The sequence below is a fragment of the Simplicispira hankyongi genome (assembly GCF_003570885.1).
In the GTDB taxonomy this organism is placed as follows: Bacteria; Pseudomonadota; Gammaproteobacteria; order Burkholderiales; family Burkholderiaceae_C; genus Simplicispira; species Simplicispira hankyongi.
Map to the genome: position 1 here is coordinate 1357164 of NZ_QXJC01000001.1, position 11950 is coordinate 1369113.

Consider the following 11950-nt stretch of genomic DNA (forward strand, 5'->3'; position numbering starts at 1 on the left):
CCCGCCTCATCCCCCAGCACCCCCGGCCACGCCCAGCACCTGGCGAACCACCGCGCAGGTGCGATCCACTTCTGCCGCCGTCAGCGTCGGGTGCACCAGGAACATCAGGCTCGTTTCGCCCAGGGCGCGCGCCACGGGCAAGCGCTCGGCCGGGCGCCAGGGCGTGCCGTCAAAGGCCTTTTCCAGGTACACCTCGGAGCACGAGCCCTGGTAGCAGGGCACGCCCAGGGCGTTGATGGCGTCCACGATGCGGTCGCGGCTCCAGCCGGGCGCCAGCGCCTCGGGCCGCACATAGGCGTAGCACTTGTACTGCGCATGCACACTGCCCGGCGCATGGGCCGTGGCTGCGGCAAAGTCGGGCACCCGCACGCAGTCGAAACCCCGGCAGGCGGCCCAAATGGCCTCGGCATGCGCCGCGCGCCGGGCCGTCCAATCCGCCATGCGGCGCAACTGAATGCGGCCCACGGCGGCCTGCACCTCAAGCATGCGCCAGTTGGTGCCAAAGCCCTCGATCACCCACCTGAAGCCCGGCGGGTGCTCGCGCTCGTACACCGCCGCGTAGCTCTTGCCGTGGTCCTTGTAGGCCCACATGGCGCGCCACAGCGCTTCGTCGTTCGTGGTGACCATGCCGCCCTCGCCCGCCGTGGTCATGATCTTGTCCTGGCAGAAGCTCCAGGCGCCCACGTGGCCGATGCTGCCCACGCTGCGGCCCCGGTAGCGCGCGCCATGCGCCTGCGCGCAGTCTTCCACCACCTTGAAGCCATGCTGCGCCGCCAGCGCCATGATCGGGTCCATATCGCAGGGCCAGCCCGCCAAGTGCACCACGATAACAGCCCTGGTTCGCGGCGTGAGCACGGCGGCAATGGTGGTCGCCGTGAGGTTGCCGCTATCAGGGTCGACATCGGCAAACACCGGTGTGGCACCCGCATTGACGACACACGACACGCTGGCCATGAAGGTGCGCGGCGTGACCACCACCTCGTCGCCTGGGCCAATGCCCAGCGCCTTGAGCGCCACATCCAGCGCCAGCGTGCCATTGGCGAGCGCCACGGCATGCTGCACGCCGGCCCAGGCGGCGAATTCGCGCTCGAAATCACGACATTCGGTGCCCGTCCAGTAGTTGACCTTGTTGGACAGCAGCACCGCGCGCACGGCGTCGGCTTCTTCGGAGGTAAAGCTGGGCCAGGGAGAAAACGGGGTATTCAGCATTTTCTTTGTGAAAGTGGTGGCAACAGGCAAGCGGCAGGGCAACTTTCAAGACGTGCCATCCATGGGCTGCAGCAGCCAATGGATGGCACGGTGCAGCTCGATAGGCGCAGGCACGGCAAGGGCGGGCGGAGCCGACAGGTACACCAGCATCATGCGGGCGCGCGGCCAGTCTAGCCGGGCATCTTGCAGGGCGCGCACCTCGCGCTGCAGCGTGGCGGCGTCGCTCACATCAAGGCAGACCTGCACCAGCCATTGCTCGCCACCCGGAAGGGCGGCATGGAAATCGACCTCATATCCCGAAGACGTGAGCACATAGCCTACTGCAGCGCCGCGCCGCTGCAGCTCGTGCAGGACGACAGTCTCAAGCGCATGGCCCAGATTGGGTTTGCCCGATGGGTCGAACACCGCCATCAAGCCAGTGTCCACGGGATAGACCTTGCGCGGATTGACCTGGCGGCGGCGCACAGAGTCGGTGGCCAGGGCAATGCTGCTCAGCAGGAAGGCATCTTCCAGATGCGCCAGCATCTGGTGCAGGCTGTCCTTGCCAACGGGCACACCGCGCGAGCGCAAATCGGCGTGGAACTTGTTGATGCTGAACGCCCCCGCCGTATTGCCCAGCAACTGCTGCACCAGCCAGCGCAGCACCTGGGGCTGGCTCAGGTTGTGGCGCTCGATCACGTCGCGCAGCAGCACCACGTCCACATAGCCGCGCAGCAGTTCCCGGCGGCTGCGGGCGTCCATGGCGACGCCTTGCGCTTCAGGGAAACCGCCATCGCGCAGATAGGCAAGCAACAAGTGCTCCAACTGCGATTGGCCTGCCTTACCCAGGTTCGGTGCCGGCTTGTCTGGCTCCTGCCCGGCGTGGCGCAGCGCCTCGCGAAAGCTGAAGGGCGTCACCACCGCCTCCATGGCACGACCGCGCATGCTCGTGGCCACCTCGCGCGAAAGCAGCTTGGCCGACGAACCGGACAGAAACAATTCGATGTTCTCGCTGTCAAGCAAGCGGCGGGCAAACACCTCCCACCCGCTTACCACCTGAATTTCATCCAGAAAAAACGTGCAACGCCGTTGGTCACGCCATTGCGGGTGCAAGCGAAAATACTCGTCCACCAGCACATCCAGATCCGCTGCCTGGAGCCCCGCCAGGCGCTCGTCTTCAAAGCTGAAGTACAGCAAGCCCTCGCGCGGGACGCCCAGGGCGTGGCGCTCCGCCAGCAATTGCCACAAAAAACTGGTCTTGCCCGCGCGGCGCATGCCAATCACCGCCAATGCCTTGCCGGCGACTGCCGGAAGCCACACATCGCGCCGCGTCAGCGATGGCAGGGGGGCGGCCTGCGCATCGAGTATTTTTTGCCGGATGATGGGGCGAAATTGGCTCTGCATGAGAGCTCATTTTACGTGAAATTATCCTTCTCAAAAGGATAATTTTGGGCTCCCCTGTTGGGTACGACGCTCTTCGGGCGCAGGCCTGCGACAGCCTCTCCGGGTCATTTCACGAGCATCCGCGCCGGGTTGCCCACCACGGTAACCCCAGCCGGCACGCTTTTGGTCACCACGGCGCCCATGCCCACCACGGCGCCCCGGCCGATCACCAGCGGCTTGCCTGGCTGGCCCTGCTTCAAAATGGCGCCCGTGCCAATGTAGGCATGGTCTTCAATGACGACATTGCCGTTGCAATGCACGCGCGGCGCAAAGGTGACGAAGTCGCCCAGCACGCAGTCGTGCTCGACGTAGCTGTAAAGATTGGCGTGAAAGTGCCGGCCAATGCGGATGTTGCTGGTGAGCGTGACAAAGGGGCTGAGCACAGCGCCCACGCCCAACTGCACATCGTCCATTTGCACGACGTTGGCTGCAGTTACAGCCCAGGGCTGCACGCCATCGGCTGCGCAGCGCTGGGCCAGCGCCTCGCGCACCGCGCTTTTAGCAATGGCCAGCACGGCGTAGCGCGCGGCGGCGGGTTCGCCCAGAAACTGCGCATAGGTCATGAGGCGCTGGCCATTGACCTTGGCCGGCCCCGGCGCGTCATCCACAAACACCAGGCGGCTGGCGGGCACACCAGCCAGCACGAGTTGCTGGCGCGCCAGCGGCATGATGCCGCGACCGCAACCACTGGCGCCATAGACGGCGTACAAGTCCTGCTGCTGCATGGTGCGGGTTCCTTCTTTGCTGGTGACTTCAGTATTGATAGCTGCCTTCGCTTACTGCATAAGCGCTGGAGGCCTATTTTGCTTGATATTTTGAGTTGCCATGCCTGCCCTTTCGACCTCCCGGCGTCGGCGAGGCAAGGCACGCTTACCCACCTACGGCTTGCTCCCCGTGAACCGCGGCATCGTCGCCTCGCCGGCCGCGCTGATGCCATCGCGCGCCACCACCTTGCGCACAGTGGGCCATGGTCCACACACCCACGGGCTGCCACAGCTTCGCAGAAGTCATGCAGAGGGGCCCATACTTTCAACATTTATTTACGGTCGTAGAAAGCAATTGGCGCAGTGAATTCAAAATATTTCGACACCAGCATGCCACTTTTATATTTGGTAAACAACGGCTGCACAGGAATACCGCCAGTAAGCTCCGCGAAAAGATGCTTTAGCAAGTTGCACCCAAAGACATGGCTGGCTGGATAATTTCCACCAATTCTGCAATTGACATCCATCAGTTTAAAAATTCCGTCTTCTTCATAGACATCAAAATTCACGATACCTCGGAGATTAAGCCACGGCGATAGGGATTCGACAAAATCTACAAACCTTGTTGAATCTTCCGATTGCAAAACAAATGATTCGCCCTTGCTTTTGCCAAGCACCCTCTTTACACACAGATCAATTAGACGCGAATCATAAATTGAAAAATATGCATCTATGCAATAGTGAACGCCAAAACAGAACGGCTGGTAGACAAAATCTCCATCCATATTTCCAGCATTCCGTAATTCTTCTGGATTCTGATAAATCTGAAAGCCACTGGCTGCCGAGCCTCGACGATCCTTTCGTATGCATGGAAAAGTATCCAACGGCAGCAATCGCGTCTCTACAATATTGACATTGTTTTCTTGCGCTGCGATCGACAGAAAATATTTGTCTTCACAAATCAAGGCCGTTTCAATCCCTGGGTGTAGAAAGCAAATCGACGAAGGCAGTTGAAGCCTGGCAAGCGGCGCAATCTCGACGTCAATTAGCGTAAGAAACGCAGTAACGTTATTTGCATTAACTAATTTCAAATAATCGTCTGAAAAATTCTGCTGGGTTGCCGCCGGAATAATGGAAAAATTCTCAAACTCCACTCTTGCCGGGCAATAATCAGACGCGTCCGCACCAACCATGTCAAATCGATGATTTTCTGCCTCTCCTTTAATAATTCGTATCAAAGCATTGCGTTTTCCAACTCCAGAAACCAGCAAGACATTTTGGCCCGAATTTTTTTCCTGGTGGCAGGTCATGACGCGCTGAATATTGAATCGGCAGGCGGGCACGCTGGCCCGCACAAGCCGCTGGCGCCAAAGACGGCATACAAGTTTCGCTTTTGCATAGAGGTTGGTACGGGTCGATTTATTTTTATTGATAGCTGCTTGCGCTTGCTGCATAAGCGCTAGCAGCATATTTTGGTTAACATTTTTTGACGATACCGCTCGCCGGGCCCTGCGAGCGAGCCTCCCGGCACACGGCACGGTGCGCGGAACTACAGCTTGCTCCCTGTAAAGCGCGGCATGGTCGCCTCGCCCGCAGCGCTGATGCCATCGCGCACCAGCACCTTGCGCACGGTGAGCCACAGAATTTTGATGTCGAGCCACAGCGAGCGATGGTCCACGTACCACACGTCTAGCGCAAATTTCTCTTCCCAACCCAGCGCATTGCGCCCGTTGACCTGTGCCCAGCCGGTAATGCCGGGGCGCACTTCGTGCCGGCGCGCTTGCTCCGGCGAATACAGCGGCAAATACTCCACCAGCAGCGGGCGCGGGCCGACCAGGCTCATGTCGCCCTTGAGCACGTTCCACAGCTCGGGCAGTTCATCCAAGCTGCTGGCGCGCAGAAAGCGGCCAAAAGGCGTCAGCCGGTCGGCATCGGGCAGCAAGGCGCCATCGGGGCCGCGTGCGTCCGTCATGGTGCGCAGCTTGAGCATCTCGAACGGCTGGCCGTGCAGGCCTGGGCGCACTTGGCGGAAGAACGCGGGGTGGCCAAGCTTGCGGCGCACCAGCAAAACCAAGGCCAGCAGCGGCAGGGCCAGCAGCAGCAGGGCGATCGCAGAGGTGGTGATGTCGAAAAGGCGCTTCATGGCACATTAAAAATAATAGCTTGCCGCGCATATACAGCAAGCGCTAGAGGCCGAAAACACCCTGAATATTCCTCAATCGAGTTCCATGGCCCGCAGCATCACGGCATTCACCTTGTGCACGTCGTACTTCGCTTCGGCGATCTGCCGCCCGCGCAGGCCCATGCGGCCCGCCAGCGCCGGGTCGGCAACAAACCGCAGCATCGCATGCTCCAGCGCATCGACCGACTGCACCGGCACCAAAAACCCATTGTCGCCCTCCACCACCGTCTCGCGGCAGCCGGGGGCGTCGGTGGTGATGACGGCGCGGCCCATGGCCATGGCTTCGAGCACGGTGCGCGGTGTGCCTTCGCGGTAGCTGGGCAGCACGTACACGCTGCAGGCGGCGATGGCGGGGCGCACGTCAGACAGGCGGCCCAAAAATTCGAGCGAGCCGTCGGCCACCCAGGCGTCCAGCTCGTGCTGGGCAATGGTGTCGGGGTTGGTGTCGATCCAACCCACCAGCAGGCAGCGCACGCCCGGGTGCGCGGCCCGGATGCGGCGCGCGGCTTGGGCGTATTCGCGCACGCCCTTGTCGCCCAGCAGGCGCGCAATCAGCAGAAAGCACGGCGGGCCTAGGGGCAGCGGCGCCACGGTGAAGGCACCCACATCCACACCCGAGCCATTGACCACGCAGGTGCGTGCCCCCGCAGCCACGATGCCCCGCTGGCGAAACAGCGCCGCGTCGTCGGGATTCTGAAAAAACACCGTGTGCACCTTTGAGAGCGCCAGCGCATACAGCCGCTGCACCAGCGCCTGCAAGCGGCCCCCACTGCCCTGCGCCTGGAACGCATAGCCCAGCCCCGTGATGAGCGCACAGCGCTGGGGCACCCCTGCAAGCCAGGCGGCCAGCGAGCCATAAATGACCGGCTTGATGGTGTAGCCCAGCACGCAGTCGGGCCGCACCCGACGCATGAGCCGCCAGAGGCTCCACAGCGTCTGCATATCGGCCAATGGGTTGGTGCCGGTACGGCGCAGGGGAATGCCGTGCACCACCACCCCGGCGGCCTCAAGCTGCCGCCGCACGGGGTCGCCCGCAGGCAAATCAGGCGCCGCCACATGCACCTGCAGGCCGCGCGCCTGCAAGGCCGCGATCAACGGGCCGCGAAAGTTGATGAGCGATCCGGCCAGGCCCGCGATCAGCAAAAACCTCATCTGGCGTGGCAAGACCATGGCAGCCGCCCATCCAAAGCCCGATGTATCGCGCAGGCAAAATCAAGCTTCATGTTCGGCCGACTGTAATCAATCAAAATAGTTATCGGAAACAGCATTCATGCCATTATCAACAATGCGGCTCTCATTGAATATGCCCTTATGAAAAACCCTGTTCCCCCTTACCAACCCAGCCCGTGTTTTATCGTCCATGAATATCGCATTCCCTCTGTTGCCCCTCAGGGTATTGCCAATGATCCTGAAAAGCGATGTATTGAATATTGAGATACCAGAATTATTGTTCTCAGCAACCATATTTCCATTCACCTCAATATCGAAAATAGAAACCTGCGCTGGGCCGAACGCAGCATACGAGGCAATTCCAGCACCGCTATTGTTCCAAAATTTTGAATTTACGATCTTCACACCCCGGACCATTTCTTTCGCATCGGGCTCGATATCAATTCCCGCTTGCGGCGCCGTTCCCTTGGTGTTTATAAACGAGGAACCCGTTACAAGAATATTTTCACCAGAAATAATGGACATCCCCTGCCGCCGATTGCCATCCGCAACAACCGAGCAGAAGCTAACATCCTTGCTATTTCCGCCGATGTAAAACCCATCTCCCCAATTGTCCTTGGACACTACATTTTTAATAATGATATTGGTTGCCGCAGCAAGCGACACCCCCATGCCCCATTCACCTTTTGTGCCCTGGTGCTGATACCGTTCACCGAGCAGAACGCCTCCGATAATCGCCACATTTGAAGCATTCTCTATCCGCAAAATACTGTAGTTGGTGCTTCCGTTTGGAGCAGCCTTGATGACAGCATTCTCAGACAACTTCAATACCACATCGCTTTTCAACCGGACGCCTTTCACGGCATCCACCAGGTAAACACCATCAGGGACGACAACCACACCACCGGCAACCGAAGCCTGGTCGATAGCACCCTGCAAGGCCTTGGTGTCATCGGTTATGCCATCGCCGGCAGCCCCTTGAGCCCGTGCATCGATCATTGGCTTTGCTGCCATTTTTACCGTACAGGAGTCCTGTCCGCCGGCATTTGCCAGCAATGCGATGCTCCAGAGCGGGACTATTAAAAGAGTGTGCAGAATTTTCATTTTAAAAATATAAAAAACGGATCGCTCAATAAAACCGAGCTACCCATGGCCTTACCCGCAGGCCTCATTGGCCAGCCACGCCTGAAACATCAGCACGCACCAGAGCAAATGCTGCCAGTTGCGCTGCCCGCTCAAATGCTCGGCCCACTTCTGCCGAATGGGCGCAGGGTTGAAGTAGCCCTCGCGCTTCAGGCGCGACTCGCTCAGCAAGTCTTCGGCCCAATGGCGCAGCGGGCCGCGCAGCCAACTGTCAATGGGCACGCCAAAGCCCATCTTGGGGCGCTCGACCAGTGCTTTGGGCACGTACCGGTGCAAAACCTGCCGCAGTATCCACTTCGTTGTGAGGTGGCCATGCTCTTGGCGCAGCAAATAGTTCACCGGCATTTGCCACGAGAACTCAACGACGCGGTGGTCCAGGAACGGCACACGTGTCTCAAGCCCGCCCCCCATCGCTGCGCGATCTACCTTGGTCAAAATGTCGTCTGGCAGATAGGTCAGCAAGTCAAGCGCCATCATGCGTTCAACCGGGCTCAGGCCTGAGAGCGCGGGCGCCAGCCCTGTCAAAGGCGTCAGCGGCTCGGTGCCGCCACGCACGACAAGTTCGGGCTGTGGCCAGTGGGACACCATGCCCGCGTAAAGCTGATCAACCGAGCCCGCCGCCATCACGGCAGCGCCTTTGTGCAGTTTGTCACCCACGTTGGCCCACCGCCGCGCCAGCGGGGTATGGCTGGCCAGGCGGTTCCACGCTTGCGGCGACAGGCGCATCAGCCCCCACGCGACGGCTCTGCGCACAGGCTGGGGGATTGCCGAGAGGCGGCCCCACAAGCTCGCAGTGAGCGGGTAGCGGTTGTAGCCGCAAAACAGCTCGTCGCCCGCATCGCCCGAGAGCGACACCGTGACATGCTGGCGCGCGAGCTGGCTGACAAGAAAGGTGGGGATTTGCGACGAATCGGCAAACGGCTCGTCGTACAGCGTGGGCAGGCGTGGTATGACCGCCATGGCCTGCTCAGGCGTCACGTACAGCTCGGTGTGCTCGGTGCCCAAGTGCTGCGCCACCGCCTTGGCGTACTCGGCCTCGTTGTAGGCGGCCTCGTGAAAGCCGATGGAAAAAGTCTTGACCGGGCGGCTGGCCTGCGCCTGCATCAGCGCCACCACGGTAGATGAATCGATGCCGCCCGACAAGAACGCGCCCAGCGGCACATCGGCCGCCATTTGGCGGTGCACGGCGTCTTTAAGCAGTGCTTCCAGCGAATCCACCGCTTCAGTGGCCGACCCAGAAAAAAGGCGGGCAACGCCCTGCTCGGCCACGGCGGCACCCGACCAATAAGTTTCGCACACCGGCACGGGCGCCGCTTGCGACACCGTGAGCAGGCCGCCCGGCAGCAGCTTGTGCACGCCTTCATAAATAGAGTGGCTGCCGCCCACGTTGTTGTGCCGCATAAACAGGCACAGTGCATCGCGGTTGATGTGCGCGCCAAAGGCGGGGTGCGCACGCAAAGCCTTTAGCTCGGAGCCAAACAGAAACACCGCCGCACGGCCCGTGCCCTGCCAGCCGTAGTACAGCGGCTTTTCACCCACGCGGTCACGCGCAAGGGTGAGCGTGCGGGTTTGCCGGCACCACAGGGCAAAGGCAAACATGCCCAAGGCACGCTCAACTGTCGCGCGAATGCCCCAGGCGTCAAAGCCGGCCAACAGCGTTTCAGTATCGGAATGCCCGCGCCATGCCGGCGCACGGCCAGATTGCTCTAGCTCGGCGCGCATGTCCAGGTGGTTGTAGATCTCGCCGTTAAAGGCCAGCACGTAGCGGCCTGATGCTGACAGCATGGGCTGCCCCCCAGCAGCAGACAGCTCGACGATGGCCAAGCGGCGGTGGCCCAGGGCAATGGCGGCATCCGCATCCAGCCACTGGCCTTCGGAATCGGGGCCACGGTGGACAATCGCGTCCGTCATGTCCTTTAGGCGCAGTGGGGCCGCATCGCCAGGCCAGGGGCCGCTCAAAAAACCAGCAAATCCGCACATGCTCAAACCCGTCCGGCGGCCGTGCGCAGCAACTGGGCCATTAAAGGCCCAGTTTTTTGAATGCAATACTCATCTTCGACCCGGCGTCGCCCCGCCGCGCCCATTTGCGCTCTCAGCGACGGAGACTGCAAGAGTTGCGCCAAAGCGCTTACCCAATCCTCCGGCGTGCTTGCCAGATAGCCATTTTCACCATTGCGAACGATCTCGGGGTTAACACCTACATTGGAGGCCACCACTGGCAAGCCACATGCCATGTACTGAATCAGCTTGTAGCCACATTTGCCACGCTCCCACAATGAATCGAGCAAAGGCATCACGCCCACCTGGCAAATGCTGATATTTTCAACCTCGGTTGCTTCTGTCCAGGGCAGCACCTCAACTTGCACACCTGGCATATCCACAGCGCCGCCGCCGATGACCCGCAACGCAAAAGGCTGACTCATGGCCAACTGCCGCAAAGGCTCCCGAAGCAGTTGAAGATATTGCACCGTAGAAGGCGAGCCAATCCAGACGATGCGCGGTATGCCATCTGCAATTAGCGAGGCAGTGGTTGGCGCCGCCGCCAGTTGTAGCGGATAGGGATATCGCGCTAGGTCAATCACCGTCGGCACGACCTCCACCCATGGCGCGCCTGCGTTGCGTGCCCGCTGAGCAAGATAGTTATTTCCTCCAACCACGAGCGAAGCATGCGCCATAAGCTTGTCAAGCCGCTGGCCGAACATGTGCCGGACCCATGAATACGTATGCTGATCATAATTATGGAAGATGGCGTCATCGTAATCGAGTACATAAGGCACATCTCCCAGCAGAAACAGCTCTATTGAAGAAGGAAACCACGGAAGAGCCTCTTTCTCGATCCAGAGTAAATCGAAATATTTTTTTGTGCCGAGTGCATGTATTCTTCTGATGTATGCATCCAGCAATGAAAAATTATATCGGCCAGTGACGTAGCGAGCCCTCAATAGCTCATCAGATAGTAATGATTGGATTTCGATCCGAAGATTTAAATTCAATTTATCAAAATATGGCAAATATTGAAAAGTGCGCAGCCGCGAAGACGCACCTAAGCACCCATATTTACTCAAGCACAGAATTTTAACGGCCATTATTCAAGAGCTTTTACACAAGAAACGAGTGCAAAAATCCTTTTTCTAATGCACCGAATATTACATACAAAAAAAACAGACCAACAGAGCAATTAAAGATCATCCTGCAAATTCCGCTCAAATAAAATCCCGACATTAATATTATAAGCGCATGATTTTGGACGGTTCTAGCAAACGGCGGAAACAGTATGTAACTAATCAAATAAAATATTATGCAATAAACAGCAAATACATTTCTACTCAAAAAATCTCTGCCTTGCCCGACGAAGCTCGCAAAAATCACCACCCAAAAAACAAACCCTAATCCACTTGCCGATTCTACATCGCCGACCCCATAATAATATCCTTCCGTCTGCCTTACCCCCAAATACTCCCCAGCATACGGGGCCACCAATATAACAAGAAAACAAATAAATGCAAAAATTAGCAAATTCAAATAAATTAGCAAATCAAATTTCTTTATCATCTTCTCCACCAATATGAAGATGATAGGAATCAAAAATGAAATATGGACAAATGGCGCTATCGCCATTAAAAGAACACGAAGCAAGCGATTTTTCGAAAACCATCCTGCAAGAAAAAATGAAAGCGCCACTCCCTGTCGAATAGAAAACACATAATTTCCGAAAATCAACGGCAGAGACAATATAACAAAGCAATAAAATATATTTTTACTATTTTTTAACGCTAAATAGGTCGCACTCAATGCCGAGAAAAATATTAGCATTCGAACTATCAATTCAGGATCAGCAAGAAAATTCCCAGCGACCCAATTTATTAGCACAAATATTGGCTCATTAAATAACGCTGTCAATATAGATTTATTTAAATAAAAATCAAATATGTCACCAGGCGCCTCTGCGTAATACACATAATTAGTTCTATCCAAAATATCGACAAAATTCACATTCAAAATACGATCGATACTAGCAAAGAAATATGCATAGCCAGACGCCAAAAATAAGTATGTGCCATTTAATAAAGTTGACTTTCTAATTAGCATCTTCATAGACGACAAATCCTAGTAAAATAAT

10 protein-coding genes and 1 pseudogene are annotated in these 11950 nt (G+C 57.8%); all 11 read right to left on the minus strand.

Annotated features, from left to right (window positions below; translation table 11 throughout):
* Nucleotides 1-6 precede the first annotated feature (6 nt).
* Nucleotides 7-1209, minus strand: a complete 1203-nt coding sequence (locus D3F03_RS06300; protein ID WP_119108425.1) for a DegT/DnrJ/EryC1/StrS family aminotransferase — start codon at nt 1207-1209, stop codon at nt 7-9.
* Between the two features lie 45 nt (nt 1210-1254).
* The gene (locus D3F03_RS06305) at nt 1255-2592 is read right to left on the minus strand and encodes an ATP-binding protein (RefSeq protein ID WP_119108426.1); all 1338 of its coding nucleotides are present in this window, start codon (nt 2590-2592) and stop codon (nt 1255-1257) included.
* A gap of 104 nt (nt 2593-2696) precedes the next feature.
* The gene (locus D3F03_RS06310) at nt 2697-3356 is read right to left on the minus strand and encodes an acetyltransferase (RefSeq protein ID WP_119108427.1); all 660 of its coding nucleotides are present in this window, start codon (nt 3354-3356) and stop codon (nt 2697-2699) included.
* A 153-nt stretch (nt 3357-3509) separates the two neighbouring features.
* A pseudogene (locus D3F03_RS17395) lies at nt 3510-3593 on the minus strand (sugar transferase); the annotation flags it as partial.
* A gap of 74 nt (nt 3594-3667) precedes the next feature.
* Entirely contained in the window at nt 3668-4789 is a 1122-nt protein-coding gene (locus D3F03_RS06320) for an ATP-grasp domain-containing protein (protein WP_158606138.1), read from the minus strand.
* Nucleotides 4790-4884: 95 nt separating this feature from the next.
* Complete coding sequence (locus D3F03_RS06325) at nt 4885-5478, minus strand: sugar transferase (RefSeq protein WP_119108429.1); 594 nt, start codon at nt 5476-5478, stop codon at nt 4885-4887.
* 72 nt (nt 5479-5550) lie between these two features.
* On the minus strand, nt 5551-6687 hold the full coding sequence (locus tag D3F03_RS06330; RefSeq protein WP_245960507.1) for a glycosyltransferase family 4 protein: 1137 nt from the start codon (nt 6685-6687) through the stop codon (nt 5551-5553).
* Between the two features lie 69 nt (nt 6688-6756).
* Nucleotides 6757-7791, minus strand: a complete 1035-nt coding sequence (locus D3F03_RS06335; RefSeq protein ID WP_119108430.1) for a right-handed parallel beta-helix repeat-containing protein — start codon at nt 7789-7791, stop codon at nt 6757-6759.
* A gap of 51 nt (nt 7792-7842) precedes the next feature.
* A complete protein-coding gene (gene asnB / locus D3F03_RS06340) occupies nt 7843-9810 on the minus strand; it encodes an asparagine synthase (glutamine-hydrolyzing) (RefSeq protein ID WP_119108431.1) in 1968 nt (655 codons plus the stop codon).
* A gap of 2 nt (nt 9811-9812) precedes the next feature.
* A complete protein-coding gene (locus tag D3F03_RS06345) occupies nt 9813-10916 on the minus strand; it encodes a glycosyltransferase family 4 protein (protein ID WP_119108432.1) in 1104 nt (367 codons plus the stop codon).
* A gap of 13 nt (nt 10917-10929) precedes the next feature.
* On the minus strand, nt 10930-11925 hold the full coding sequence (locus tag D3F03_RS06350) for an EpsG family protein (protein ID WP_119108433.1): 996 nt from the start codon (nt 11923-11925) through the stop codon (nt 10930-10932).
* Between the last annotated feature and the right edge of the window lie 25 nt (nt 11926-11950).

Excerpts from the sequence above, each read along its gene's own strand:
- D3F03_RS06300 (WP_119108425.1), bottom strand. The coding sequence starts at position 1,209 with ATGCTGAATACCCCGTTTTCTCCCTGGCCCAGCTTTACCTCCGAAGAA.
- D3F03_RS06305 (WP_119108426.1), bottom strand. The coding sequence starts at position 2,592 with ATGCAGAGCCAATTTCGCCCCATCATCCGGCAAAAAATACTCGATGCG.
- D3F03_RS06310 (WP_119108427.1), bottom strand. The coding sequence starts at position 3,356 with ATGCAGCAGCAGGACTTGTACGCCGTCTATGGCGCCAGTGGTTGCGGT.
- D3F03_RS06320 (WP_158606138.1), bottom strand. The coding sequence starts at position 4,789 with ATGCAGCAAGCGCAAGCAGCTATCAATAAAAATAAATCGACCCGTACC.
- D3F03_RS06325 (WP_119108429.1), bottom strand. The coding sequence starts at position 5,478 with ATGAAGCGCCTTTTCGACATCACCACCTCTGCGATCGCCCTGCTGCTG.
- D3F03_RS06330 (WP_245960507.1), bottom strand. The coding sequence starts at position 6,687 with ATGGTCTTGCCACGCCAGATGAGGTTTTTGCTGATCGCGGGCCTGGCC.
- D3F03_RS06335 (WP_119108430.1), bottom strand. The coding sequence starts at position 7,791 with ATGAAAATTCTGCACACTCTTTTAATAGTCCCGCTCTGGAGCATCGCA.
- asnB (WP_119108431.1), bottom strand. The coding sequence starts at position 9,810 with ATGTGCGGATTTGCTGGTTTTTTGAGCGGCCCCTGGCCTGGCGATGCG.
- D3F03_RS06345 (WP_119108432.1), bottom strand. The coding sequence starts at position 10,916 with ATGGCCGTTAAAATTCTGTGCTTGAGTAAATATGGGTGCTTAGGTGCG.
- D3F03_RS06350 (WP_119108433.1), bottom strand. The coding sequence starts at position 11,925 with ATGAAGATGCTAATTAGAAAGTCAACTTTATTAAATGGCACATACTTA.